The sequence below is a fragment of the Pinibacter aurantiacus genome, assembly GCF_019130065.1.
GTDB classification, from domain to species: domain Bacteria; phylum Bacteroidota; class Bacteroidia; order Chitinophagales; family Chitinophagaceae; genus Pinibacter; species Pinibacter aurantiacus.
Genome location: NZ_JAHSPG010000008.1, coordinates 18,811 through 45,726, shown reverse-complemented (window position 1 = coordinate 45,726; position 26,916 = coordinate 18,811). Strand labels below are relative to the sequence as shown.

At 42.0% G+C, this 26,916-nt stretch carries 19 protein-coding genes and 2 tRNA genes; 7 read left to right on the top strand and 14 right to left on the bottom strand.

Features of this window, described 5'->3' with window-relative positions; genetic code table 11:
* Positions 1–125 precede the first annotated feature (125 nt).
* From infB to KTO63_RS11255, 3 genes are all read right to left on the bottom strand, one after another.
* The gene (infB, locus tag KTO63_RS11265; RefSeq protein ID WP_232373136.1) at positions 126–3,317 is read right to left on the bottom strand and encodes a translation initiation factor IF-2; all 3,192 of its coding nucleotides are present in this window, start codon (positions 3,315–3,317) and stop codon (positions 126–128) included.
* Positions 3,318–3,473: 156 nt separating this feature from the next.
* Complete coding sequence (nusA, locus tag KTO63_RS11260) at positions 3,474–4,721, bottom strand: transcription termination factor NusA (RefSeq protein WP_217791388.1); 1,248 nt, start codon at positions 4,719–4,721, stop codon at positions 3,474–3,476.
* Positions 4,722–4,765: 44 nt separating this feature from the next.
* Positions 4,766–5,236: an LSm family protein gene (locus KTO63_RS11255; RefSeq protein WP_217791387.1), complete on the bottom strand. Its 471-nt coding sequence runs from the start codon at positions 5,234–5,236 to the stop codon at positions 4,766–4,768.
* A gap of 247 nt (positions 5,237–5,483) precedes the next feature.
* Between KTO63_RS11255 and KTO63_RS11250 the strand changes: the two genes are divergently transcribed.
* Positions 5,484–5,765 carry a DUF4834 family protein gene (locus tag KTO63_RS11250; protein WP_217791385.1) on the top strand — a complete coding sequence of 94 codons (282 nt, stop codon included), beginning with the start codon at positions 5,484–5,486 and terminating at the stop codon, positions 5,763–5,765.
* Positions 5,766–5,786: 21 nt separating this feature from the next.
* Here KTO63_RS11250 and KTO63_RS11245 read toward each other — a convergent pair whose 3' ends face one another.
* The 10 genes from KTO63_RS11245 to KTO63_RS11200 form a co-directional block, all read right to left on the bottom strand.
* A complete protein-coding gene (locus KTO63_RS11245; protein ID WP_217791384.1) occupies positions 5,787–6,407 on the bottom strand; it encodes an HAD family hydrolase in 621 nt (206 codons plus the stop codon).
* Positions 6,408–6,666: 259 nt separating this feature from the next.
* The gene (gene bglX / locus KTO63_RS11240) at positions 6,667–8,955 is read right to left on the bottom strand and encodes a beta-glucosidase BglX (RefSeq protein WP_232373135.1); all 2,289 of its coding nucleotides are present in this window, start codon (positions 8,953–8,955) and stop codon (positions 6,667–6,669) included.
* Between the two features lie 162 nt (positions 8,956–9,117).
* Complete coding sequence (locus KTO63_RS11235) at positions 9,118–9,777, bottom strand: GDSL-type esterase/lipase family protein (protein ID WP_217791382.1); 660 nt, start codon at positions 9,775–9,777, stop codon at positions 9,118–9,120.
* 240 nt (positions 9,778–10,017) lie between these two features.
* Positions 10,018–11,391: a glucoamylase family protein gene (locus KTO63_RS11230; RefSeq protein WP_217791381.1), complete on the bottom strand. Its 1,374-nt coding sequence runs from the start codon at positions 11,389–11,391 to the stop codon at positions 10,018–10,020.
* A 55-nt stretch (positions 11,392–11,446) separates the two neighbouring features.
* Complete coding sequence (locus KTO63_RS11225) at positions 11,447–13,144, bottom strand: glucoamylase family protein (protein WP_217791380.1); 1,698 nt, start codon at positions 13,142–13,144, stop codon at positions 11,447–11,449.
* Between the two features lie 264 nt (positions 13,145–13,408).
* Positions 13,409–14,350: a LamG domain-containing protein gene (locus KTO63_RS11220; RefSeq protein WP_217791379.1), complete on the bottom strand. Its 942-nt coding sequence runs from the start codon at positions 14,348–14,350 to the stop codon at positions 13,409–13,411.
* Between the two features lie 35 nt (positions 14,351–14,385).
* Positions 14,386–15,966 (bottom strand): RagB/SusD family nutrient uptake outer membrane protein, encoded by a 1,581-nt coding sequence (locus KTO63_RS11215; protein WP_217791378.1) that lies wholly within the window; start codon positions 15,964–15,966, stop codon positions 14,386–14,388.
* A gap of 23 nt (positions 15,967–15,989) precedes the next feature.
* A complete protein-coding gene (locus KTO63_RS11210) occupies positions 15,990–19,400 on the bottom strand; it encodes a TonB-dependent receptor (protein ID WP_217791376.1) in 3,411 nt (1,136 codons plus the stop codon).
* Between the two features lie 168 nt (positions 19,401–19,568).
* Positions 19,569–20,666: a FecR family protein gene (locus KTO63_RS11205; protein WP_217791375.1), complete on the bottom strand. Its 1,098-nt coding sequence runs from the start codon at positions 20,664–20,666 to the stop codon at positions 19,569–19,571.
* A 185-nt stretch (positions 20,667–20,851) separates the two neighbouring features.
* Positions 20,852–21,460, bottom strand: coding sequence for an RNA polymerase sigma-70 factor (locus KTO63_RS11200; protein ID WP_232373134.1), 609 nt, complete (start codon positions 21,458–21,460; stop codon positions 20,852–20,854).
* A gap of 266 nt (positions 21,461–21,726) precedes the next feature.
* On the opposite strand from KTO63_RS11200, the gene KTO63_RS11195 reads away from it, so the two are divergent.
* The 6 genes from KTO63_RS11195 to KTO63_RS11170 all read left to right on the top strand — a co-directional run bounded on the left by KTO63_RS11195 (position 21,727) and on the right by KTO63_RS11170 (position 26,185).
* Positions 21,727–21,800: transfer RNA gene (locus KTO63_RS11195), tRNA-Ile, on the top strand.
* Positions 21,801–21,925: 125 nt separating this feature from the next.
* A complete protein-coding gene (locus tag KTO63_RS11190; RefSeq protein ID WP_217791374.1) occupies positions 21,926–22,678 on the top strand; it encodes an outer membrane beta-barrel protein in 753 nt (250 codons plus the stop codon).
* 148 nt (positions 22,679–22,826) lie between these two features.
* Positions 22,827–24,017 carry a GTPase HflX gene (gene hflX, locus KTO63_RS11185; RefSeq protein ID WP_217791373.1) on the top strand — a complete coding sequence of 397 codons (1,191 nt, stop codon included), beginning with the start codon at positions 22,827–22,829 and terminating at the stop codon, positions 24,015–24,017.
* Positions 24,018–24,245: 228 nt separating this feature from the next.
* Entirely contained in the window at positions 24,246–24,596 is a 351-nt protein-coding gene (locus KTO63_RS11180) for a Rieske (2Fe-2S) protein (RefSeq protein ID WP_217791372.1), read from the top strand.
* Between the two features lie 78 nt (positions 24,597–24,674).
* Positions 24,675–24,748: transfer RNA gene (locus KTO63_RS11175), tRNA-Asn, on the top strand.
* Positions 24,749–24,961: 213 nt separating this feature from the next.
* Positions 24,962–26,185: a site-specific integrase gene (locus KTO63_RS11170; protein ID WP_217791371.1), complete on the top strand. Its 1,224-nt coding sequence runs from the start codon at positions 24,962–24,964 to the stop codon at positions 26,183–26,185.
* Between the two features lie 95 nt (positions 26,186–26,280).
* Here the strand turns inward: KTO63_RS11170 and KTO63_RS11165 are convergent, their stop codons facing one another.
* Complete coding sequence (locus KTO63_RS11165; RefSeq protein ID WP_217791370.1) at positions 26,281–26,811, bottom strand: NUMOD4 motif-containing HNH endonuclease; 531 nt, start codon at positions 26,809–26,811, stop codon at positions 26,281–26,283.
* Positions 26,812–26,916: the final 105 nt, after the last annotated feature.

Sequence of the window (26,916 nt, the reverse complement as noted above, 5' to 3'; positions counted from 1 at the left end):
AACAAATGTTTATTGTAAAAAGAAAAAAGTCAAAATTCAAAAGTCAAAATGTGTTGCTTTTTAGACAACCGGCGGAGTTCCTTCCTTTTTGACTTTTAAATTTTGACTTTTGAATGTATAAGATCTTATAATGTACGTTTAACTTCTTCTACTTCGATTGCTACGATGGTATCGCCCACCTGGATATCAGCGAAGCCTTTAACTGTAAGACCGCACTCGGTATTGTTTGCAACATCTTTCACGTCGTCTTTGTAACGTTTCAAGCTTCCGAGTTCTGCAAATCCACCTTCCTGTCTTGGGTAGATCAATACACCATCGCGGAACAGGCGGATCTTACTGTCGCGTTTGATTTTACCATCGGTAACCAAACAACCCGCAACTGTGGCCTTGTCAAATTTGTACACTTCGCGTACTTCAACGGTGGCAACCTCTTTCTCCTGGATCTTCGGTTCAAGCATACCTTCCATCGCACTCTTAACTTCATCGATGATGTTATAGATGATAGAGTATGTTTTGATTTCCACACCTTCGTTTTCTGCCAGTCTGGATGCCTGTGAAGATGCACGAACGTTAAAGCCCACCACGATCGCATCGGAAGCTGTTGCCAGCAATACATCGCTTTCTGTGATCTGACCTACCGCTTTGTGTACCACTCTTACCGCAACCTCTTCTGTAGAAAGTTTTTGTAATGAATCACTCAACGCTTCTACCGAACCATCCACGTCACCTTTGATGATGAGGTTAAGTTCTTTAAAGTTACCAAGAGCCAAACGACGACCGATTTCATCCAGCGTAATATGTTTCTTGGTTCTGATACCTTGTTCACGTAATATCTGCGCTCTGCGTGTTGCTACCTCTTTTGCTTCACTTTCGTCTTCAAACACTTTGAATTTTTCACCAGCTTGTGGCGCACCGTTCAAACCTAAGATCAATACTGGTGTTGAAGGCGGAGCAACGTCTTCACGTTTGTTACGTTCGTTGAACATTGCTTTTACGCGACCATAGTTCTGTCCTGATACAACAAGATCGCCTTGTCTTAAGGTACCGTTGTGTACCAGCACTGTGGCAACATATCCACGGCCTTTGTCCAAAGTAGCCTCGATAATCGTACCTGTAGCTTCCCTGTTTGGATTAGCCTTCAATTCAAGCAATTCTGCTTCAAGAAGGATTTTTTCCAACAGCTGGTCTACGTTCAGACCTTTTTTGGCACTCAGCTCCTGGCTTTGATATTTACCACCCCATGATTCTACCAGCAAGTTCATGCCCGCCAGTTGCTCATATATTTTTTGCGAATTGGCTCCGTCTTTATCGATTTTGTTGATCGCAAAGATCATCGGTACACCTGCAGCTTGCGCGTGGCTGATGGCCTCTTTTGTTTGAGGCATCACCGCATCGTCCGCAGCAATTACGATAACCGCGATATCGGTAGCTTTCGCACCACGGGCACGCATCGCTGTAAACGCTTCGTGACCTGGTGTATCAAGGAAAGTAATTTGTTTACCATTCGGCAAATCTACCTGGTATGCACCAATGTGCTGGGTGATACCACCGGACTCACCGGCAACCACGTTTGCGCTACGGATGTAGTCAAGCAAAGATGTTTTACCGTGGTCAACGTGACCCATGATGGTAACGATTGGAGAGCGCGGTTGCAGTTCCTCCGCAGAGTCTACTACCTCTTCCTCTTCCATTTCAGCCGCATCGTCAATACCTATAAATTCTACGTCGTATCCGAATTCGCTTGCTACAAGCTCAATAACCTCTGCATCCAGACGCTGGTTGATGGACACCATCATACCAAGTCCCATACATTTTCCGATTACTTCTGCATAGCTAACGTCCATCAAACTTGCCAATTCACTTACACTGATAAACTCGGTAACCTGCAGTTTGTTATCCTGCATGTTTTCTGCACCGGACATTTCAGCTTGTTCCTGGCGTTTTTCACGACGGTATTTTGCTTTCAGGCTCTTACCACGTCCACTTGAACCGGCAAGTTTTGCCTGGGTCTGACGGATCTTATCCTGAATTTCTTTCTGGTTTATTTCTTTATCTTCTCTTCTGATCGGTGGTCTTTGCTGATTACCACCTCTTTGTGGGTGTTGACCAGGACCGCCCGGACCTCTTCTGTCGTTTCCACGGAATCCACCGCCCTGACCACCTTGCTGGCCACCTTGTCTGTTACCGGGACCACCTTGCTGTTGGTTAGGCCCGCCAAACTGAGGTCTTGGTCTGTTGAACTGACCCTGACCCTGGCCACCCTGGTGATGACCACCGCCATGCTGCTGACCTGGATGTCCACCTTGATGCGGAGGTCGCTGCTGTGGCTGATCGCCTTTCTTATCGATAGGAATACGTTTTCTTTTACGTTTCTCATCGTTAGGTTTAGGACGTGTATTGCTGTCTATTGGTAATTGAATTTTACCTAATACTTTAGGGCCTTCCAATTTATCGGCTTTGATGTTTTCTATTACCGGTCCTGCTTCAGATCCACCATCATCTTCAACTACCGGTTTTTGTTCTTCCACCGGAGCAGGTGCCGGAGCTTTCTCCTGAACAGGTTCTGCAACCGGAGCAGGTTTCGCTTCTTCTTTTGCAGGTTTTACTTCCGGAGCTTTTTCTTCTACTTTCGGCTCTTCTTTTCGCGGAGTTACTTCCGGTTGTTTTACAACTTCCGGTTCTGACACCTGAGGCTGAGCTTTTGCTACCACTGGTTCAGCTTCTGGCTCTTCTTCTTCTTTCTTTTTAACAACCTTCTTAGGTCGTGTAGAAGAATCGATTGCGGAAAGATCGATTTTTGCGAGAACCTTAGGTCCTCCAATTTCAGGAGCATTCACCTTCACTACGTCGGGCTGCTCTTTTTTCTCCGGTTGCTGCTCAGCAACTACTGGTGCAGGTGCGGGCGCAGGAGGAGCCGGTTCGTGATGCTCTACCACTACAGGAGCAGGGGGAGCTTCGACTGGTTCTATTATTTTTGGCTGCTCAGCTGGGGGCTGTTCGGCAACGGGAGGTTGCGAAACAGTAGCTGGTGCTACTTTCTTAACTTCTTTTTTGAATGCTATTTCTTCTTCTTCCTTCTTCCTTTTTGCATCAGTATTTCCTTTGGGAAGGTCAATCTGATCACTCTTAATTTTGGCAACTTTATCGCCCTGAAACTCCTGCTGGAGCGAGCGATACATATCTTCCGTTAATTTGGAAGTTGGTTTTAAATCATCACGGTCAAATCCTTTTCCAGCCAAAAATTCCACAAGGGTATCCTTACCGATGTTAAACTCTTTAGCCGCCGCCATCAATCTTGGTGTTAATGTTTCTGCCATTCGTATTTTTTATTGTCCATTGCCGCACTTTTTGGCTGACAATTTGTAAAGTTCGTTTTTTTGTTGTAGAATATTGATTAAAATATTTCCCCGGAACTAATGCAGAAGGAATCTAAGAATGCAAAGAAACAGAAGTTTTAATAAATCTTCATATGATTATTCTTTTTCAAATTCTGATTCCAAAACCTTCTTCACTTCTTCAATAGTTTCTCTTTCCAGGTCAGTTCTTCTTTCAAGTTCATCTACTGTGAGGTCTAAAACGCTACGTGCGGTATCACAGCCTATGCGTTTCAGCTCGTCAATGATCCAAGTTTCTATTTCATCAGAGAATTCGCTCAGGTCGATATCAAACTCTTCTACTTCACCTTCATTATCCCTGTACACGTCAATTGACAAACCTGTCAACTCCTGTGCGAGCTTGATGTTTACACCTTTACGACCGATTGCAAGAGAAACCTGATCAGGTTTTAAATAAACGTTTGCCTGATTTTTATCCTGGTCAATTTCCATGTTAGTTATCTTGGCAGGCGTTAAGGAACGCTGTACCAGCAACTGCAGGTTACTTGTCCAGTTGATTACATCTATGTTTTCATTCTTTAATTCTCTTACGATACCGTGGATACGGCTACCTTTCATACCAACGCAGGCGCCTACAGGGTCAATTCTGTCATCATAGCTTTCTACAGCTACTTTTGCACGCTCGCCTGGTTCGCGTACGATCTTCTTAATAACAATCAGGCCATCAAAAATTTCGGGAACTTCTATTTCCAGCAATTTAGCCAAAAATGATGGGCTGGTGCGGGAAAGTATGATTACCGGAGTGTTATTTTTAAGGTCAACTCTTTTTACTACTGCGCGGATATTTTCGCCTTTTTTGAAATAATCCTGCGGTATTTGTTCGCTTTTTGGAAGGATTAGCTCACTGCCATCTTCATCCAAAAGCAAGATTTCTTTTTTCCAAACCTGATAAACTTCTGCGCTGATAATTTCGCCTACTCTGTCGTTGTATTTTTTTACCAGTGCGTTTTTCTTAAGATCACCGATACGGCTTGCAAGTGTTTGTTTAGCGGCCAGGATAGCACGACGACCGAAGTCCAATATTTCCACTTCTTCGTAAAGCTCTTCACCTACTTCATAGTCGGGAGATATTTTCAAGGCATAACTGTGTGAAACTTCTTCGTTAGGATCATTCACATCATCATCTTCCATGATCATCCTGCGGCGTACAATTTCAAGGTCACCCTTGTCAGCGTTTACAATTACGTCAAAGTTCTCATCGCTGCCATATTTTTTACGAAGAAGGGTCTTGAATACATCTTCAACGACTTTCATCATTGTAGGACGATCAATGCTCTCTGCATCTTTAAAATCCTGGAACGCTTCAATTAAATTTATACTTGCCATAGCTTTGAAAATTTAAGTTTCCTAATGGTCAGTCCATTAGCGATTTAAAAAACTACTTGAATTTTTGTTGTTTTAATGTTGTTAAATGCAAGAGCATGAATTACCTGCTCTTTTTTCTTGTTTTTTCCTTTGGTTTCTTCCAACAGCAGATCGTTCTCATTCACTGCCAGCAATTTACCTTCCAGCTTTGTTCCGTCGTTAAAAGTAACTTCCACCTGTCTGCCAATGTTTTTTTGATACTGGCGACGCAATTTCAAAGGTTCATCAAGGCCGGGTGAAGATACTTCGAGGGAAAAATCGCCTTCTGGGAAAAGCGCTGCTTCTTCAATGAGTTTGTACAATTTACGATTGAAGAACACACATCTTTCTATTGAAATGCCCGCATCTGCATCCAAAAACACTTTTATGTTATTGGTTGGTTTGATACGCACCTCCACTAAAAAAACGCTTGGATCCTCTTGTAACAGTCCTTCCATCATCTGCGTGATGGGATTTAATTTTTCTTCGTTTGCCATACTGTAAAGAAGAAGGGAACGGTGTCCGTTCCCTTCATTTGATTCTTTTTCCGAATGCAAATGTAAGGAGGGAGAGTCTTAATTCCAAATAATATATAAATGCTAAAGGCTGAACGCCTAATGCTTAACGCTGAACGCTTGCTGCAACCCGCGTTAAGCGTTTGGCGTTTGGCATTCAGCCTTTATGGCATTACTTTTACATAATCGTTAACAGGCGAAATTTGAGAGAATCTTACCTTTACACATTATGATTATCGAATTTATATTTTGGGCAATTGGCCTATACATACTATATAAACTAGTTTTTGATTTCATCATTCCTGTAGCACGTACTACCCAGACGGTGCGCAAGCAATTCAGAACAATGCAGGAGCAAATGAACGGCCAGGGAGGCGGTTTTAACGAGTATTACAATCAGACGAACGGAAATCAAGCTTCAGAAAACCATTCCGGATTTTCTGTCAATGAGCGCCATTCCAAACCAAGTGGTGACAAGGAAGATTATATTGACTTTGAGGAAGTGAAGTAGAGACAAGGCAATGCCTTGTCTCTACAGTTTATATCTTTCCACCAGTTCAACCACTGTTTCGGGAGCCTGCAAATGCCAGCCATCTATACCTGCTTTTCTTGCTGCTTCTACATTTGGCAGTGTGTCATCAATAAAGACGCTTTCTTCAGCGGTAATTCCTGCATCAATGAGAAGGTATTCAAATGCTGATACGTTGGGCTTTCTGTGGCCAATAATGTGAGAGTAATATGCTTTTTCAAAAAGTGAATCAAATTGATGGGCGAACTCTTTTACGAATGTTTCCTGGAAGGAATCGTAGTGAATAGCATTTGTATTGCTAAATAAAAATAATCTGTACTTCTTTTTTAGTTCCTGTAGCAGCTCAATTCTTTCTTTTGGAAAATCGAGCAACATGGCATTCCACGCTCCGGCAATGGCTTCGTTGGTTACGCGCAATCCTGTGGTGGCTCTGAATTCATCGTAGAAAACTTCACTTGGCACATCACCTGTTTCCAATGTTTTGAATAAAGGATTGGCATGGGTTTGCGTAAAATAATCGTTGAAATTGTTGACGCCAAGGTCCTGGAAGGCTTTTGCTGTTTTACCAAAATCGAGATTCAATAATACCCCGCCGAGATCGAAGATGATGTTTTTGATTGCCATGCCGTGCTGTTTGCGGGCAAAGATAGGCACACAGATGACACGGATTAGAGGGATTTAAACTGATCTTTTTGTTTGCACGCAGATGACGCTGATTTAACAGATTTGCACTGATTTTTTAAATAATTGAATAACTGAATGACTGAATAACTGAACTCTTATGTTTGACAAAGTTCTTTAACCTCGACTACTCAATTATCCAGTCATTCAATTACTAAAAATCTGTGTAAATCCATCCAATCCGTGTCATCCGTGTGCCCACTTACTGCACGAGTTTGAAGTCTGCTTCTTTCACGTCGCGGCTATTGGTACCGATGAAGACTTTGAAGTCGCCGGGTTCTGCAACCCGTTTTAAATCGGTGTTGTAGAATTTAAGATCATCTACACTGATGGTGAAGTCAACTTTTCTTGATTCGCCGGCTTTCAATGTTATTTGTTGGTAGCCTTTCAATTCTTTAACAGGTCTTGTCACTGTTCCTACCAGGTCGCGGATGTACAACTGCACAGTTTCTGTTCCATCAAATTTTCCACTATTGGTTACTGTTACTGAAGCAGTTATTTTCTGGCCTTGTTTGATAGTAGGTGAACTAACAGTGACATTGCTGTATGTAAACGAAGTATAACTCAATCCAAATCCAAAAGGATACAGCGGATCATTTGATACGTCGAGATAATTCGATCTGAATTTACCTGCGCCTACTCCACTGTATGGACGTCCGGTGTTTTTGTGATTGTAGTAAATAGGAATTTGTCCAACGTTTCTTGGAAAACTCATTGTCAATTTACCGGAAGGGTTGTAGTTGCCGAACAATACATCTGCAATGGCGTTACCGGCTTCAGTTCCGGAGAACCATGCATCAAGAATTGCATCCGCATTTTGATCTTCCCATGTTAATGTCATCGGTCTTCCATTCAATAGAACTATTACGATTGGCTTTCCTGTTCTTTTCAATTCATCCAGCAAGGCTTTTTGGCTTTTTTGTAAGCCAATGTCAGACATACTGGATGATTCGCCGGTCATGTCTGCTGCTTCGCCCAGCACTGCCACAATCACATCTGCTTTGCTGGCTGCCACTACAGCTTCGTCTATCATTTGCTGAGGGGAGCGGGTATCGATTTCTATTTCTTTTCCAAATGCATTTACCTTTTTTGCAAATGCTGTATCGTCAGAAATATTGCAGCCTCTTGCATAAATAATGTTTGCATCGCTTCCGGCAACATTTTTTAAACCTTGCAAAACGGTTATGCTTTTTTCAGGATCGCCGGAAACGCTCCAGGTGCCGAGCATGTTGCGTTTATTATCTGCCAACGGCCCTACCAATGCGATGGTCTTTCCTTTTTGCAATGGCAAAACGTTGTTGTTGTTTTTCAGCAAAACCATTGATTTTGCCGCGAACTCACGTGCAGCTGCGCGGTTGGCGTCTGTAAGAATAGCGTTGTTGAATCTTTGTTCATTGCAGTACCGGTATGGATCATCAAACAAGCCGAGTTTGTATTTTGCTTCTAACACCCGTTTACATGCTGCGTTGATTTGCGCTACTGTTACTTTTCCTTCTTTCAAAGATTTTTGAAGGGTAGTTAAAAATCCTTCTCCCACCATGTCCATATCGATGCCGGCTTTCAATGCTTCTGCAGATACGCGTTGCAAGTCGCCCAAACCGTGATCTATCATCTCGTTGATGGCCGTGTAGTCAGTCACCACAAAACCCTTGAAGCCCCATTGCTTGCGCAACAGATCCGTCATCAACCATTTATTTGCGGTAGCAGGAACGCCGTCTACTTCATTGAAGGATGACATGACGCTTCCCACACCTGCATCCACTGCTGCTTTGTAAGGAGGTAAATAGTATTCATACATTTTGATGCGGCTCATGTCGGTTGTGTTGTAGTCACGACCGGCTTCTGCGGCTCCGTATAATGCAAAGTGCTTTACGCAAGCCATCACTTTTGTAGGGTCTGAATAGCTGCTGCCCTGGTATCCTTTCACCATTGCTTTTGCCACCTGGCAACCAAGGTATGTATCTTCACCGGAGCCTTCGGATACGCGGCCCCAGCGTGGGTCGCGGGCGATGTCTACCATTGGGGAATATACCCAGCTCAGGCCGTCGGCTGTTGCTTCGGAGGCTGCAATTTCTGCACTTTTTTCTATCATGTCCATGTTCCAGGAACAGGACAATCCAAGAGGAATGGGGAAAATGGTTCTGTGGCCGTGAATAACATCGAGACCAAAGATGAGCGGGATGTGAAGCCTTGAATTGTTGACGGCTATTTCCTGGGCCTTTCTAATTTTATCCGGACCTGTGATTCCAAACAATGATCCTACCTGTCCATTGCGGATCTTACTATCTACATCTTTGCTCACAACGGAACCGGTAACCGTTCCACCAGGCGTTACAAGATTTAGCTGTCCAATCTTTTCTTCTACAGTCATTTTTTGCATGAGACTGCTTACGAATGCATTCATCTTTGCATCCTGCGTATTTGTTTTTGTTTGAGCCTGTGAAATGTGCAATGCAATTGAACAGGCACCAATCATCAAAAGTTTCTTCATCTTGTGTGATATTTATTGTGTACAGACGGATAGTTATCCGTCTATGTCGGAGACGGATTATCGTTCATCTATGGTAGAAACGGATTATAATCCGTCTATTTCGGAGACGGATTATCGTTTATCTATGTCGGAGACGGATTATCATCCGTCTCTACGAATTCATTATTTTTTTAACACCGGTTGTATTTCTTTCTGCCAAATGGTGTAACCCTTTGCATTCATGTGCAGCTGATCTTCTAAAAAAATGTCGCTCATGATGCTGCCATCTGTATTGAGCATTTTATGATACACATCAACGAATGCTGTGTTTCCTTGCTTTTTCAAAAACTTCTTAATCTCGTTATTCGCTTCCTGTTGTTTAGGCATTAGCTTTTGTCTGCTCGGGCTTGGCTTGATGGAAACGTATACGATTGAAGTATTTGGCAATTGTGCACGAATTATTTGAAACAGGTTTTTGAATCTGTTAATTACCGTTGAAGCTGTAATGGTATCTGAAGATGCAAGGTCATTGTCTCCGCAAAACACGACCACTTGTTTCGGATGATACGGGAAAACGATGTCGTTTACGTAGCCTATTACATCCGGCAATGTGCTGCCGCCAAAGGCGCGATTGACGATGGTGTAGTTGGGAAAATAATTTTGAACGTCGTGCCATTTAGTAAAGGAGGAGCTGCCGATTAACAGAATGGCCTGTTGTGGTGGTGGATTTATGCTGTCTTGTTTTTTAAATGCCTGTATGTCGTTCCAGAAAGGCTTTTGTTGGGCAAACAAACTTATTGTGCAAAATAAAAACGCCGTGACTAGAGCTGCTGTTTTTTTCATTGTGCTGTCTTTTGGTAGTTCGCTAAGTTATTGAAATTGATATTTGGATCGCGCGGATTTACGCTTTGACGTTGAATTGACGTAGGGCAGTGGGCACACTGATGACACGGATTATACTGATTTACACGGTTTTTCTGTGTTGTTTCGAAATAGGTAGTCAAATTATTTTGAATTTTCATCAGGGCGAATGCGATTCGCCCCTACGGCATTTTCAAATTTTCAAATCACCAAATTTTCAAATTATTTCACCGCGGGGGTTTCGATGCCCAGCTTCTTCAACCCTCGTTGTATTTCGGGGCAGCTCATGAACAGTTTCCATAGTAAGCCGGATCTGTAGTTTTCTATCATTACAATGATAGGCCCTTGATCGATGGCAAGGTGCGATGTTGCATACCAACTTTCACTTTCGTTAAATGCATCTACAAAACCGTACTCGCTCCATATTTTGTCGCCAAGGTCATAATAGAAATGTTTTAATGCCTGCATGGAATATTCCGGTGTGTATGGAAATGCGGAAAGCGCTGCGGTTGGTGCAATGGTACCGTGATCGTTTGTTGGCGAGCTTGCGTCGTAACCATTATATGTGTCGCTGGCGGTCAGTCCCCAGCAGTTAGCACCGTAACCTTTGAAACTATTTGGATTGCGCACGCAGTGTTCGCGATTGATCAAAGTGTGATTTCTATTTTGCTCCCAGTAGTCTGCATATTTATCTTTCAATCCGCGAGGATCGAGGCCCACAAATGAATAATGCGAAAAGAACAAAGGGCCGCCGTAATCAAACCCAAGTGGCAACTTGATGCCGTAAAATTCCTTGCCGTTCTTAAAGAAATCACTTTGTGCCCATCCACGATCATACACGGCGGATGTTACCGGATAACGATCTGAAGAAGCAGCCAATACATAAACGACCATGCATTCATTAAAACCACGTAAAGGAAAATTCATTACCCAGCCATTGTTTGGGCTCCAATGCCAGTAAAGCACATCCTGTCCTTCGCGGGTGAACCAGTTCCATTCTATTTCGCTCCACATCCAGTTGATGCGGTCGCGGATCTCACGTTCTGTTTGATTGTCTTTGTCGAAATATTGACGTGCGCACAAAAGTCCTTCAAAAAGGAAAGAGGTTTCAACTAAATCAGCTCCGTCATCTTTTCTTCCAAAACGTATTGTTTTACCTGTTGCCCCATCCAGCCAGTGCGGGAACACGCCGTGATAGGCATCTGCTTTCCACAAAAATTTTACGATCTTGTTCATTCGCTCCGCCGCTTGTTCGCGTGTGATCCATTTGCGATTTGCGGCGACGATGATTGACATGATGCCAAAGCCGCTTCCGCCGGTTGTTACCACTTCATCACCATAATCATAAGAACGATTGCTGCGTTCTCTTGCAAGGCCACTCACCGGATGACCAAAGTCCCAGAAATACCGAAACGTTTGTTTTTGCACGAGATCAAGCAGTGCTGAGTCTGATAAATTCTTTGGTCTTTTTGTTGGATCAAAAACGCCGGTCGTATTTTCCTTTTGTTTCTTTTGCGCAAAAGTAGCAGCGCAGCCAAATGCTATCAATAGAAAACTTAGGCAAACCGCGTGTTTTAAAATATTGTTTTGTCTCATAATATAATATGTTGGAGAGCACTCTAATTCCTAATTTCTAGTTCATAATTCCTGGTTATAAATGTGGGCTTTGAAAACCCAACGATATCATTCCTGTTTTTATTTCGGGGCAACTCATGAATAAGTTCCATAGCAATCCACTTCTGTAATTTTCTATCATTACAATTTGTGGGCCCTGGTCTATGGCCAAAAAGGAGCCTGCGAACCAGGCATCTTCCAAATTAAAAGCATCAACAAAACCGTAGTCTTTCCATAATTTATCGCCAAGTGTGTAATAGAAATATCTGATCGCGCTCATGGATTGATCTGGCGCATAAGGCAGTGAAGAAACGGCTGCCGTCGGCGAAATAGTACCGTTGTCATTGGTGGGACTGTGTGCAAGATAGCCTTGCTTTCCATCGTCACTGGCCGTAAGTCCCCAGCATTCGGTACTATAACCAAAGTGATTGGTAATATTGGTTACGCAATATTTATTGTTGATGAGCGTGTGATTGATGTTTTGTGTTTGATAATTGGCATAAGCATCCGTGAGTCCGTTTGGATTGATGCCTAAGAATGAATAATGGGCAAAAAATAATGGGCCGCCATAGTCGGGACCTAACGGTAATTGATATCCCAAAAATGTTTTCCCATTTCTCATACCGCCATTTTGCGCCCAGCCGTTGTCATATACAAGTTTTGGAACGCTGTGTGTAGGTGAGGAAGCGGCGAGCACATAGGTCATTAAAGCTTCGTTCCAGCCGGCAACTCTTAAGCCGATATCCCAGTTATAGTTTGGGCTCCAGTGCCAGTACAATACATTTTCAGGGCCATTGCCCACGTCTTTCCTGAACCAGGTCCAATCTACTGCGTTCCACAAACTATCAATGTCTTTTCGTAGTTGAATTTCGGTAGCGGATGATTGACTAAAATATTGCCGGGCAGTTAACAAGCCTTGCATTAAGAAGGAAGTTTCTACCAGGTCTGTTCCGTTATCTTTGCCCCCAAAGGGCTGCACCTTTCCCGTTGCGCCGTTTAGCCAGTGCGGAAATGCGCCGTGAAAACGATCTGCAGTTTTGAGAAAGGATACAATTTTTTGTGTTTGTGATAAAGCATCAGTTCTTGAGACGAAATTTCTATTGACCGCAGCAATTGTAGCCATTATGCCAAAGCCTGTTCCTCCTGTGGTCACCACATCTCCGGATGTATTTCTATCCCTTGCCATGCCACTTACCGGATGAGCAAAATCCCAGAAATATTTGAATGTTTGTTTTTGTACAAGATCGAGTAAGGCGCTGTCAGAGATTCTTGGAAATTTATCGGTGCTGTCTATGACAGTTAGGATGCCGACGTTGACTGTTGTATCGATCTTTGTTCCCTTTTGGGATGTAAGAGCGGGGTCAACTGTTAGTTGATAGAGCGCTATATTTTGCAATGGATTTTTAACATGTAGCTCCACAATGTTACTGTCAGTCGGCGTTGGGTTATTGTATGTTAGAGCAACCGTCGCATTGTTTTTATCGCGAATGTAAATGTTGCTCGCCGCAGAGGTCATATTTACAGGAGCGCTGAAAACAAGCATTATGGTGGGCGTCGTTTTCACATTCTTGCATTTAAAGTTATAGTTGGCATGCTGGCCATCTACCGTTACGCTGTTAAGATGAAAAACCTCTGGCTTCGGTGGTTCTGGAGGAGGCGTTGAATCATTGCTTTTTGAGCAACAGAATAAGCTGCACAACAATATAAACAAGCCCGTATAAGCTTTAGCCGACATAATATGGACAAGGTTGGATGCTTTACTCAAGATGAATAAATCAGTCTTTTGAATTAAATAGCCACAGGTTACAAGTTGTTAGTTATTAGTTGTTAGGCTTACAAGCACTCCTAATTTCTAATTCCTAATTCCTAGCACCTTTTCACCCCAAAGCCTTCGACATACTGGCGTCTCTGTTTCCGGAAACAACCAATATGTCTTTAGCTCTTTTTTCTCATGTGTGTAAAACGAGGGCCAGCTTTGATTTTATACAAAGCAAGATCTTTATAAGCCTAATTTCTCAAGTTTGAATAATGCTGTTACTTCCTTGGCAGTGAGCGCTCTGTTAAAAATTCTTAATTCATCTATTGCTCCCAGGAAACTTCCCGCCCATGACTGGCCTCCGGCGCCATCTGTAAGTGATGGATTGGTTTGAAACTGCCATGTTCCTATAACCATCTTGTTTGCATTCAAAAATTTAAGCGGGCCATATGCTGCATTGGGATTGGTTGCCGGATCATCTCCATGCAATGTTGGCGTTGTAGTGGGCTGATTACCGGCAGAGCTTATTACCTGCAACTGGTTGTTGGCATATATCCTGTATGCAGAAGTCGCACCATCGTAAGTTATAGCTACATGCACCCATTTTCCAATTGCATTTGCAATTTTGGTTTCGGTAAACTGACCTTTCCAAACCGGCGCATTATCGTTGTTCATGTGCACTTTAAAATACATGGTAGTTTGATCTGCGCCATAATTTTCCTGGTAGATATCGAGGTTGCCCCAGAAATCATCTTGTCTGTTAATGGAGAGAATTCCGCGAGCCTGCGTATTTGTAGGACCGGCTTTTACCCACATTGAAATGGAATAGGATGCCAGTCCGAGTATGGCTGCGCCAGGACTTCCATACACCGCATAAGCACCATCTTTGCCTTGATATGCTTGTCCAAATCCCTGTCTTCCCGTTGCGTATCCGATGGCTGTGTCTTTTGTTGATGCAATGTTTGCTATGCTGTCCTTTAATACGCCTTCAAAGCTCCACTTGGCTATGATAGCATCTTTGGCCACATCATTTGATGAGTTATAATCGCCAATTGGCGGTGGTGGCGAAGGTTTGAAATCATCGCCGTAATCAGCCTTTGTGCAGGCTGCAAAAAATATGGTTGCAAACAGCAAAACTGTTGCAAGAGGTGACACAAATATTTTGAATATGCTTCTACTTTTCATGATAATTCTTTTTTAAAGTGCACGAATAAAAACTGTTAGTTGTAACCCTGGTTTTGTATCAATTTTCCACCGCTCAAGTCAATTTGATTTTGCGGGATCGGGAACACTTCATTTTTATTAGCCGTAAACCCAAGCGGACCGAACACCTGTACTCCGCGACCCTGGCGCACAACATCGAAAAATCTGTCACACTCCATTGCAAGTTCTACACGACGTTCTTTCCAGATATTGTCGATCGTTGCAGGAACAGATGCTAAACCAGCTCTATGCCTGATGGAATCGAGTGCTACTTGTGCATCAGCAGTATTGCCCAAGCGCACGGCGGCTTCTGCGTTGATCAGTAAAACATCGGCGAAGCGCATGAGGCGAATGTTTTTCGGCTTGTCATCTTTATCGTCGGGGCCGTTACATGCTACAGTTTCTGCAACAGGGCTGTGGTACGCTTTGTAATTGTAGCGTGGGTTTTGAACTGAGTCCTGGGTAGGTATTCTAAAGCCATCCCAAAGGAAAGTTCCGGCATTTGCACCGCCTGTTGGTTGTACAAAAATGATAGTTCCATCTCTGCGTGTGTCGCCTGTTTCATAGGCGTTTGCGAGGTCAGCAGAAGGGTTGTTCAAACCAAATCCTAAGTCTCCGTTGTATGTGTAGTTGCCAAACACATTTATCCAACCCTTCGTAGCTCTTGGTCCCTGTCCGTTGCTATATAATTTGCTGATGGCATCGCATCCGTTGTTCTTCGCGGCCTGTACTTCAAACATCGATTCACTGTTGTTATTTCCTCCTACGCCGTTTACTGGCTTTTCTCTGAATACCTGTGGATAGTAAGGAAATGGCACCAATGAAAACCTACCGGAGGTCATGATGTCTTTTGTGATATCATATGCTTTTTGATAATTCTTCTGATAGAGGTAAACCTTTGCAAGATAAGCTTCAGCAGTGCCTTTGTTTACACGTCCCTCTGTTGAACCAGCGTCTCCGCGCAAAGGAAGATGGTCAACGGCAAATTGAAAATCGGCGATGATTGCTGCATACACACTATCAACAGATTTCTTCGTAACAAACTCAGGGTTGTTTTGATCTGCAATTGTTGGAGACCTTAATATTAAAGGAACACCGCCAAATAATCTCACAAGATTGAAATAAAAATAGCCACGCAAGAATCTTGCTTCGCCAGTCAATCTGTTCTTTACTGTTTCATCGAAAGTAGCTTCATTCAACACACCTAATGCATCGTTTGTGCGTTTTATAGCCGCATAGTGTCCAACCCACAAATCATTTAGATATGAAACATTGGCATCAACTGTAAAATTATCCATCTTACCTGCGGTTTGTTGCTGGTCAGAAGGAGAGCTTCCTTTATCTGCATCATCAGATGCAACGTCAACGGTTAGGTTCATTTCAAGCCCCACAGTTGTATTACCAAAACCACCTAAGTAAAGGGCATTGTATGCACCTAATACAAGGTTAGATGCCGCGTTGGGATCTTTCTTAACTTCTTCCGGCGTTTGCTGACCCTGCGCAGGCACTTCCAAAAAGTTTTTGCCACAGCCCGCTATTATACTGGCTATGCCGGCAACCGTTACTATTAAAATGAGAAAAATATTTTTAGTCTTCATGACAATAAGTTTAAAGTGATCAGTTAAAAACCAAGGTTAAGGCCAAACACCCATGTGCGTACTGTTGGATATGTATTCACATCCACCCCCGCATTTGTGATTCCAAGATTTGATTGATTTGTTGAGCTCAACGGATCGCCTTTTAATGAACTTGCCTGAGCAGTTACAGAAGAAAATTCAGGCGTAAATCCTTTGTACTTAGTGAATGTCGCCAGGTTTTGCGCCGCAACATATACACGAAGTTTTGTGACCTTGATTTTTTCTAAACTTTTAGCAGGCAAAGTATATCCTATTGTAAGGTTATTGATTCTAAAGAAACTACCCTTTTCAACAAAATAGCTGGAGGCTGGTAATTGATTAATTGAGGCACGCGGCTCGGAGTTTGTTTTGTTGTCAACCGTCCATCTGCCTGTCACAACATCCGATTCCATATTTTCCAACTGGTTCGCGTTGTCTCTTAATGCTTTTTTAGCATTGTAGATCTTACCTCCCGATGTTCCGTAGGTGCCTATGCTTAAATCGAAGTTTTTATATGTTACACCGCCATTGATGCCGTAAAGTATTTTAGGTTGATAAGAACCTACCAGCACCCGGTCAGCAGCACTAATGGTTCCGTCACCGTTTGTGTCCTGGTACTTAAAATCACCCGGCACCGCGTTAGGCTGAATGACTAACCCGTCTTTGTTTTTGTAACCATCAATTTCTGCCTGGCTCTGGAACACGCCCATCACTTGCAATACATTGTAGCTTCCAATCGGTTGGCCGTTTGGTGACAATGTTACAAATCCCTGACCTGCGATATCTCCATCTGATAAAGGCTGTCCACTACCAAGGCCAGCTACTTCATTATGGTTAAAGGAAATATTGGTATTTATAAAATAGCTCCAGTCTTTTCCAGCCTTATCTGCCCAGTTCAACCCTATTTCTACACCTTTATTCAGTATTGATGCGGCATTGGTAAGTATCGATTTGCTTTGGTCGCCAAGTATAGCATTTGGAACGATGTTAATAAGCGCGTCATTCACTTTCTTATGGTACAAATCAATCGTACCAGTTAGTTTTCTATCCAAAAGTGAAAAATCGACACCCACATCAATCTCTTCTGTTTTTTCCCATGTAAGATTAGGATCTACAGTCTCCAGGAATGCAATACCATTACCAAGATATCCATATTGAAGATTAGACGTAGCAAGGTTAAGAAATGCACCTGACGGGATATTGTCATTTCCCACTTTACCCCAGCTTGCTCTTAGCTTTAAGTAATCAAATGTCTTTTGATCCTTCATAAAGTCTTCTGAAGAAATGTTCCAACCCACACCTACTGAAGGGAAATATCCCCATCTGTTATTGGAAGGAAAACGCGAGCTACCATCTGCACGCAATGTAGCAGTGATAAGGTATTTGTCTTTGTAATCATAATTCAACCTTCCGATGTAAGAGTTACGTGACCATTTGTCTCCCGATCCGTTGTTCTTTTGTGTGCTGTCCAATCCTGTATTTAGATACCACTGGTTTTGTGCCGCAGCAACTCCTTGCCTATAGCCATACAAACGATTGAAGTTGAATTTTTCTGCTGTGGTACCTACCATTAGTCGGAAGCTGTGATCGCCATATTTTCTGGATGCAGTCAGCGTGTTGTCCCATATCCATCTGTTGGCATCATTCTTAGTTACAGCGAGTGTGCTTACTGGTTGTTGTTGGTTACCGCCACTTTGAATGAAGATGGTACTGTCTGCAAAATATTGGTATTTGTATTGTGTGTTTTTATAAAAGTCAAGATCCACACCGAGGTTTGTGTTAAATGTCAACCATTTTGTGATCTTATATTCCAACGTAGCTGCGCCCTGGAAGCGGCTGTCGTTTCCGCGGTTATAGTTTTTGTCTATATCAAGCACTGGGTTACCCACGTTTTGGAAGGCAGATGTATTTCCATACTTGCCGTTCACCGTAGGAGGAATAAGCGGTGTAGCTCTGTATGCATTACCGGAAGCGGAAGACAGATCAACATCATCCAGTATGCCATTGCTGAAAGATATTAGCGTTGTTACTTTTAAATTGCTGCTGATCTTGTATTCATTATTTGAACGAAGTGTAAATCTCTTAAAGTTGTTATTCTTTATAATACCGTTATCAATTAAATAACCCGCACTTAAAAAATAGTTGATCTTATCACCACCACCAGATATGGATAAATTATTGTTTTGCTGCAATGCCTGGCGTAAGATAGCATCGAACCAGTCTGTGTTGTAGCCATTGTTCAACAATGTTGTATCCACAAGATCATCGGTGCTTCCATAATATCTGCTGGCTTCATTAATATAACCGGTGTATTGCTTTGAACCTGCCATGTTTACTAAATGCGCAGCTTCTTTTACGCCCACAGTTCCATCATAGTTGATCTGCATTTTGCCTGCACGCCCTTTCTTGGTTGTTATGATTATTACACCGTTTGCGGCACGCACACCATAAATAGCAGTTGAAGATGCATCCTTCAAAACATCCATTGTCACAATGTCTGCGTTATTGATGTTGGTAATATCATCTGTAATAACACCATCCACAACATACAGCGGATTGGCACCTGCCAACATGGAACCTGTACCTCTTATGCGCACTGCAGGGTTTGAGTTCGGCGCGCCCGAACTGATGATTTGCACACCGGCCGCTTTACCTTGCAAAGCCTGTGTTGCTGTAAGTACCGGTTGGCTTGCAAGATCTGCCCCCTTTATGCTGGCAACCGCACCGGTAAGATCTCTTTTTCTTGCTGTACCATAACCAACCACTACCACCTGGTCAAGTTCGCGGTTAGATGGTTGCATCACTACATTTAAAGTAGCTTGCCCTGCAACAGCAACTTCCTGTGTTTCAAAACCAACAGAGCTGAACACCAGCACATCTGTTTCCAGTACATTATTAAGTGTAAAATTTCCGTTTGCGTCGGTAGCCGTTCCGGTGCCTTTACCTTTTACCGCAACAGAAACGCCAATCAAAGGCGAGCCCTGCGCAGAGGTTACAGTTCCGGTTATTTTTATGTTAGGAGAAGAAATATCTGCTGCCACTTCAGCGCCTGTGCCTTCTTTCAATACTATAAGATTGTTATCGAGTATTTTGTAGTCGATGTGTGTGTTGGCGAATATTTTATGCAATACAGATTTCACGTCTTCGTTTGCTGCTACAATGCTTACTACACGCTGATTGGCCACCACGTTTTCGTTGTAGAGAAACCTGAAACTGCTCTTTTTTTCAATGGTGCTAAGCACTTTTTTTAATGAGACTGACTGCAGGTCGAGCGATACTTTTTCCTGCGAAAAACCTCCTGCAGAAACATGCAGGCAGGCAAATAGCATTATTGCAATCGTTAATTTCATAACACGGGTAATCTTGGAGTAGGCGCAATTTTCCCAAAAAACATTTGGGTGTTGTTTTTTTTTCATTACTTTCCGTTTGAAAGGTTAAGTCAATAGCAAGCCGCATCAACGAGGTTTGCTTTTTCGTCGCTGAAATGTCTGAGCCTTTTGCCGGGGAATGCTGCAACATTTCCCGTTTTTTATGTTTATTGTTTTAAGAAGAATTCTGGAGTGTTTTCATATAGCATGTTTAATTTATGGCGTTATAACAATCGAGTTGTTATCAATAATGGTATAATGAAATGCAGTGGTGATCTTCATCGCATCTAATGCCTGAGTGATGGTTTCATGCGTGAACGTACCGGAGAAACGCATTCTTTTTAAGGGTTCATTTTTTAGCTCTATCGAAATCCCATACCACCTTTGCATTTGCCTTACGATCTCTTCAAAATCCGTGTCGCTGAATACCAGTTTATTGTCAACCCATGACGTTTCCACAATGGTACTGTCGTCTTCCAAACGAGTGACGTTTTCTACGGCTACCAGGGGAGTTGTTTTACCAGAGTTACTGTGTTTATGGAGAGTGTCCTGATTATTTACAATTAATTTTTCATTAGGTTGTAAAATAATTTTTTCAGATGGCCTGCTACGAATAGAAATTTCTACTTTTCCCTTTATGAGACTGGTTTCGGTTGTTTGTTCTCCCGGGTAGGATTTTACATTAAAAGATGTGCCAAGCACTCGGATATCAATTCTTTCTGTATGAATAATAAAAGGCTTGTCGGCACTTTTTACAACATCAAAGAAAGCTTCGCCAGAAAGATTTACTTCTCTCAACTCTACATCATAATCTTTATTGTAAGTAAGTTTACTGCCGGCATTTAACCACACAGTTGTGCCGTCCGGTAAAACCAGCTTTGACTTTGATCCTATTTTGGTAGACACTTCGCTAAGGTTAGACGCTGCTGTTGAAGCGAGATTTTTATCTGAATTGCGTTGGAGTGGCTTGAAAATTAATAATGCTGCAACGACAAACGTCGCTGCCACAGAAATCGCGAGCCATAATTTTCTTGATGAAAAGCGTCGTACAGATTCAACTTCTTCAGGCAGGTCTTCCGTAAAGTTGTCCATTTCAATTCCCGCCGCATTCATTTTCTGCAAATGATGTTCAAATGCAATGTCACTGTTGTACACTTCCTTCGGTTGCAGGTTCCAGATATCCTGCATGTTTTGCATGGCGTATTGCCATTCGGGATTATTGCGCATAAGCAGCTCCAATTCATGTTGCTCATCCTGCGTTGCCTCGCCGGATAACTTCTTTGCAATAAGTTCCCAAAATCTTTCGTGTGACATGAATGGAGGTGTTGCCTTTTTGTAGAAGGACAGGAGGTTATATGTTTTACCCCTAAAAGGTTTTGAAGTTTTTTTACCTCACCCCGGCCCTCTCCAAAGGAGAGGGAGATGGCCCCCGATATTTGTAACCCTCGTCCCAATAGCGGAGACTACTCCCTCTCCTTTGGAGAGGGCCGGGGTGAGGTCTATTTACCCAGATAAGAAGAAACCGAGGTATTAATATCAAAGTGAATACTTTGCGCCACTCTGCGGAGGGCAATGGACATCTGTGCTTCCACTGTTTTTAATGAAATACCCAAAAGTTCAGCTACTTCTTTGTAACGAAGGCCATCTTCTTTAACGAGTTTAAAAATCTGGCGGCATTTTGGGGGCAGGGTGGAAATGGCCATTTGCACGCGACGCATCATTTCTGCCGTGATCATCAATTGCTCGGGATCAAAATAAATGCTTTTCATTTCCACCAGTATTTCATCTGAAAAGAAGACATTCTCTTTTGATTTTTGAGAGAGATAGTTCAGCGACTGGTTTTTGACGCTTACATATAAGTATAGAACGATGTTGTCAATCTTTAATAAGGACACTCTTTTGTTCCAGATCTTGATAAAAACATCTGAGGTAATTTCTTCTGCGATTTCGTGTGATTTGATAACAGAGTAGGCAAACTGACGGAGACGACTTTGAAACATGCAAAAAAACTGCTTGTATGCCTGCTGGTCATTATGAACGGCAATTCTTTCTACCAATTCTCGTATGTGCAGCCTGTCGTGAGTCATAAGCGATACAAAACTAATCAAGTTTATATGTAATTAATAATTAACAATTAATAATTAATACATCGCCACTCCTAAACTTTGACCGGCCCTCGTTTCACAGCAGCAAAACTTTGATTTAAGACATGGCACACGGTGTAATGGCTGCAACCTTATTAATTTTTAATTATTAATTATTAATTGACAATTGCGTGGTAGCCTTCCCGTGGAGATTTCTAAAAAAGCAAACTATTTCTTGGACGGGTTGGTTTTTTTTATATTTTTGCCGCTCATTTAGAGCGCCGCTCTGAGGGCCTATAGCTCAGTCGGTTAGAGCACCTGACTCATAATCAGGTGGTCCCTGGTTCGAGCCCAGGTGGGCCCACAAAGGTTTCAGGATTAAAAAACTGGAACCTTTTTTAGTTACAGACCTTTTTTTAAACTTTTTAACAAGTAGCGTTAACGCTTTCAAGCGCAAAAAAAAATACATTTGCCTACTTTAATACTAATATGAAAAAATTTGTACTGGCAGCTTTGGCTTTTACCCTTGTAAACATGGCAACTGCGCAAACCGGAACACCATCGACGACCACAACCAAGACTTCCACAAAAAAGGATTGGAGCAAAGTAAACCTTGGCAATCGCGCCAACGACCATTTTATGATGCAATTCGGTTATGATGGATGGGCCGCTGCACCGGATAGTATCCACACAAAAGGCTTCAGCCGTCACTTCAATATGTATTTCATGTACGACATGCCTTTCAAAACCGACCCACGCTTTAGCATTGGAGCCGGTTTGGGTGTAGGTAGCAGCAATATTTTCTTTAATAAACAGGAAGTTGCCATCACTGCTCTTACGCAACAATTGCCTTTTCCTGATAAATCGCAATCTGACCACTTCAAAAAATTCAAACTTTCTACCAACTATATTGAAGTGCCTTTGGAATTGCGCTACGTGAGCAACCCGGAGAATACTAACAAGAGCTTTAAAGCAGCTGCAGGTATCAAAGTTGGTTTCCTTGTAAACGCACACACAAAAGGAAAGAACCTGCAAAACTCTGACGGACAAACGATTAATAACTACATAGAGAAAGAATCTTCTAAAAGATATTTCAACACAACCAAGATCGCCGCTACTGCAAGACTTGGCTATGGTTTCCTTGGTATTCACTTCGACTACCAGATCACAAGCGCGGTAAAAGATGGTATGGGACCAGCTATCAACCCTTACTCAATCGGTTTGGTTGTAAGCGGTTTGTAGGGCTTCGACAAGCTCAGCCTGACAGTTGACAAGTACAGCCTGACAACTATCGACATGCGATTTTTATAATATAATTTGAAAAGCGAACGGTGCAAATACGCCGTTCGCTTTTTATTTTTCTATTTTTGCCCATTAATTTTTTATAAGAGTGATTGATAAGAAAAACATTGTTCAGCAAGAAGAAAGAGCCGTGCTCGTTGGATTGGTTTACAAAGAACAAACAGAGTTCCAGGTGCAGGAATACCTGGACGAATTGGCTTTTTTGGCTGAAACGGCCGGAGCCATTGCAGTTAAGCGATTTACACAAAAGCTGGCGCATCCCGACAGCCGCACTTTTGTGGGCAAGGGAAAACTGGAGGAAATAAAGGATTATATCGCCAGCAGAGGCGTTACGCTTGCCATTTTTGATGATGAATTAACCGGTTCGCAGATTACAAATATTGAAAAAGAGCTGAAGGTTAAAACCATTGACCGTTCGGATCTTATTCTTGACATTTTTGCCCGTCGTGCGAAAACCGCGCAGGCGAAAACGCAGGTGGAACTGGCGCAATATCAATATCTGTTGCCCCGCCTGAAAGGCATGTGGAGTCACCTTGAGCGCCAGGGTGGTGGTATTGGTACCCGTGGTCCCGGTGAAACGGAAATTGAAACGGACCGTCGTATCGTTAAAGATAAAATCACGTTGCTGAAAAAGCGTCTTGCAGAAATTGACAAGCAGTCTTTCACGCAAAGAAAAGAACGCGGAGAATTTATCCGCGTGGCATTGGTAGGCTATACCAACGTAGGTAAATCTACCCTCATGAACCTTATAAGCAAGAGTGAAGTTTTTGCAGAAAATAAATTGTTTGCAACGCTTGACACAACAACGCGGAAAGTGGTTTTTGAAACAACTCCTTTTTTGTTGAGTGATACTGTAGGATTTATTCGCAAGTTGCCGCACCATCTCGTTGAAAGCTTTAAAAGCACACTGGACGAGGTGCGCGAAGCAGATATATTGTTGCACGTGGTAGATATCTCGCATCCGCAATACGAAGATCAACTGGCGGTGGTAAATAAAACATTGCAGGAACTGAAGGCTTACGACAAACCGGTGATTACTATTTTCAACAAAATGGACCAGTACGAAAAAAATACCTTTGACGAATGGCTGGAAGATGATGTAAGGGAGCAACTTTTAATAGAACTGAAAGAGCGCTGGGAGAATGAAACACAGGGCAATTGCGTGTTTGTGTCTGCCATTGAAAGAAAAAATATTGATGGCCTGCGCAATACGATCCTTACAAAAGTGAAGGAACTGTATCGAATAAGATATCCATATAAGACAGAGTATTTGTATTGATCTATTAAATCAAAGTTTTTTCAACCACAGAGTGAAGGAGTTTTTTTCACAAAGGAAAGGAGGAGACGGGTTGTAGTCCTATCATTCATTTGATGCGGCGGCAGTTTCAAAGTTTCTTTTGCATTCTTTAAGTAGAGAAAAATTTATTTTTCAATAGAACACCCTCCTTTCCTCTGTGAAAAAAACCTCTGTTATCTCGGTGGTTAAATCTCTAGCATAAAAAACCTGATGGCAAATTACAAGTGGCACAAAATAGCTGATGCTGTTGAAGAAATATATTTCGGTGAAAATAATATTGCTGTTACTGAGGCGGATGGTAAAACAATTTGCGTAGCGAAATATAAAGATGAATTATTTGCTTTTGCATACAAGTGTCCTCATGCGAGCGGTATAATGGCCGATGGCTTCATAGATGCATTAGGAAATGTTATTTGCCCGCTGCATCGCTACAAGTTTTGCATTACAAACGGACGTAATGTGAGCGGCGAAGGTTATTATTTAAAGCATTGGCCAGTACGCATTGAGGATGAAAAAGTATATGTGGGCTTTGAAGAAAAGAGCTTCTTAAAGTGGCTGTAAAAAACTTTTAAAAAAATCTTCTCGAATTATTTGTTGAAATGCAGAAATCCCTATTTTTGCAACCCCAACACGGGAAATTCCTCCTTAGCTCAGTTGGTTAGAGCATCTGACTGTTAATCAGAGGGTCGTTGGTTCAAGTCCAACAGGGGGAGCAGAGAAGCCTACAGAATGTATATTTTGTAGGCTTTTTTCATGCGCAAGACCTCCATAATAGTATTAAAATCTTCACAAGAGGTGGGCAAAAAGGTGGAAAGGGTTTTATGAAAAGGTGGACAATATTTCCGCTAGAACCCAATACAAACAAGCATCTCGCTTTTGCTCGCATTTACATCTCCCGATTTACTTAAATCTCAATTCACACAATTATGGCAGGCAATAATATTAAAATCCTTTTCTGGATTCATAAATCTAAACAAAACAGAAAAGGTGAAGCACCAATCTATTTACGCATTACTTATAATTCGGAGCGAAAGAATATTTCAACTGGATTCAATGTAGCACCCAGCAGATGGGATGGCACAAAGGGAGTGGTAAAAGGATTGAAAGAAGATGCCGTTCAAATCAACGGTTATATTTCGCAGACCAAAGCGAGGTTAATGGAGTTGTTCAATGAAATGCTTAAGGAGCAAGATATAAATCTTGACAAATTAATTGAGCGTTTCTTTGGAAAGGACGTTAGTGATATTTCATTGTTGGAACTGGTAGAATTGCACAACAAAGATTTTGAGTCGCGAATTGATATTGATTACGCTCGATCAACCTTTGAAAAATATGATATACTTCAAAAGAAACTAAAAGCGTTTATCCCATATAAATATCAAAAGAAAGACATCCGGTTACGTGATCTGACTCATCAGTTTATAATGGACTTCGATTTCTATTTAAAGAGCCATGATAAAAATGAGCATAACACTGCTACTAAGTATCTGAAGAACCTCAAGAAAATCGTCAATACAGCCGTTATCAAAGGCTGGTTGGATGACAACCCTTTTGAAGCATTTAAATCTCCTTATAAAGACGTAGACAGGATTTATCTTACGCAGGTTGAGCTAGAAATCATTAGGCAGAAAACATTTAAACAAGAAAGACTTTCATTGATTCGAGACATATTTCTATTTCAATGCTACACCGGTTTATCCTATGTTGATATGTCAAAACTAGTGCACAACAACATAACAGATGGGATTGATGGAAGAAAGTGGATAATTACAAGAAGAAGGAAAACAAATGTCAGGGCAGCTATCCCTTTACTAAATCAAGCCCAGGAACTATTAGCAAGGTACAATACAAGTTGCGCTGATTCTAACACACCCATTTTCCCTTTCTACAGTATTCAAAAGTTCAATTCCTACCTCCACGAAATTGCTGAATTATGCAGTATTAATAAGAACTTGACATCCCATGTAGGCCGCAGAACTTTTGCTACAACTATAGCACTAGCAAATGGCGTAGGCTTAGAAACAATAAGTAAGATACTAGGTCATTCAAATACTAGAATCACTTCTCAATACGCAGTTGTAAACGACATAAAACTGTCTCTGGATATGGAAGAACTACGCCGTAAGCTAGGAGATAAAACCACAGACTAGTAAGCAAATAGCAATAGCCTGTTATGTAGATTCGTTGTAGGCACGGCATGAAAGAGCTCACCGCCTTGCTTACAACTTTATAATCTTTGGAATATTTAAGCTTTAAAATAAGATGTGTTTCCATTTGAATTCAAAAGGTTCCTAAAGGTGTTGTAATTCATCTGGGCATTATTAGCCGCTTCTTTAATCGTGTAAAATGCCTGCCCCGTGTGCACCGATACCACTATACGCGATTCATGATGGTTTGCTCCCCTGTTGTTGTTCAGTAAACCGCTCCGGTAAGCATGACTAATATTCTCTGAATGACTAACCCATTCAAGATTCTCGATAGAGTTATTGGTCTTATTACCATCGATGTGATTTACGAAAGGCTTATTCTCAGGATTATCAATAAATTCTTGAGCTATTAGCCTGTGCATAAACAAAGTTCTAGTAATTCCTTTGTAGCTCAGCCTTACAGACAAATATCCAAAGTTGTTGATTCGGGAAGTCAGTAGTTTTCCTTTGACTAGGCGTGCATTACCCTTATTGGTATAAACAATTCGATCTAGGCTTTGAACGTTACCCTTATTGCTAATCTGGTAATATTTCTCAAAACCTGTAACATCTCTCCATATTTCATCCATTTACAAAACACTTTACTTGTGATCTAAGAATGAAGAGATATTACTTCAGATTGGGTTCGTTGTAGAGGAAATTGTAGTTTAATCAATCATTATCCATCCCTACAA

Bases quoted from the DNA above. Each gene is read 5' to 3' on its own strand.
- nusA (WP_217791388.1), bottom strand. From the start codon at position 4,721: ATGGCAAGTATAAATTTAATTGAAGCGTTCCAGGATTTTAAAGATGCA.
- bglX (WP_232373135.1), bottom strand. From the start codon at position 8,955: ATGAAGAAACTTTTGATGATTGGTGCCTGTTCAATTGCATTGCACATT.
- KTO63_RS11190 (WP_217791374.1), top strand. From the start codon at position 21,926: ATGAAAAAATTTGTACTGGCAGCTTTGGCTTTTACCCTTGTAAACATG.
- KTO63_RS11165 (WP_217791370.1), bottom strand. From the start codon at position 26,811: ATGGATGAAATATGGAGAGATGTTACAGGTTTTGAGAAATATTACCAG.
- KTO63_RS11215 (WP_217791378.1), bottom strand. From the start codon at position 15,966: ATGAAGACTAAAAATATTTTTCTCATTTTAATAGTAACGGTTGCCGGC.
- KTO63_RS11255 (WP_217791387.1), bottom strand. From the start codon at position 5,236: ATGGCAAACGAAGAAAAATTAAATCCCATCACGCAGATGATGGAAGGA.
- KTO63_RS11225 (WP_217791380.1), bottom strand. From the start codon at position 13,144: ATGTCGGCTAAAGCTTATACGGGCTTGTTTATATTGTTGTGCAGCTTA.
- infB (WP_232373136.1), bottom strand. From the start codon at position 3,317: ATGGCAGAAACATTAACACCAAGATTGATGGCGGCGGCTAAAGAGTTT.
- KTO63_RS11180 (WP_217791372.1), top strand. From the start codon at position 24,246: ATGGCAAATTACAAGTGGCACAAAATAGCTGATGCTGTTGAAGAAATA.
- KTO63_RS11210 (WP_217791376.1), bottom strand. From the start codon at position 19,400: ATGAAAAAAAAACAACACCCAAATGTTTTTTGGGAAAATTGCGCCTAC.
- KTO63_RS11205 (WP_217791375.1), bottom strand. From the start codon at position 20,666: ATGTCACACGAAAGATTTTGGGAACTTATTGCAAAGAAGTTATCCGGC.
- KTO63_RS11250 (WP_217791385.1), top strand. From the start codon at position 5,484: ATGATTATCGAATTTATATTTTGGGCAATTGGCCTATACATACTATAT.
- KTO63_RS11170 (WP_217791371.1), top strand. From the start codon at position 24,962: ATGGCAGGCAATAATATTAAAATCCTTTTCTGGATTCATAAATCTAAA.
- KTO63_RS11230 (WP_217791381.1), bottom strand. From the start codon at position 11,391: ATGAGACAAAACAATATTTTAAAACACGCGGTTTGCCTAAGTTTTCTA.
- KTO63_RS11220 (WP_217791379.1), bottom strand. From the start codon at position 14,350: ATGAAAAGTAGAAGCATATTCAAAATATTTGTGTCACCTCTTGCAACA.
- KTO63_RS11245 (WP_217791384.1), bottom strand. From the start codon at position 6,407: ATGGCAATCAAAAACATCATCTTCGATCTCGGCGGGGTATTATTGAAT.
- KTO63_RS11235 (WP_217791382.1), bottom strand. From the start codon at position 9,777: ATGAAAAAAACAGCAGCTCTAGTCACGGCGTTTTTATTTTGCACAATA.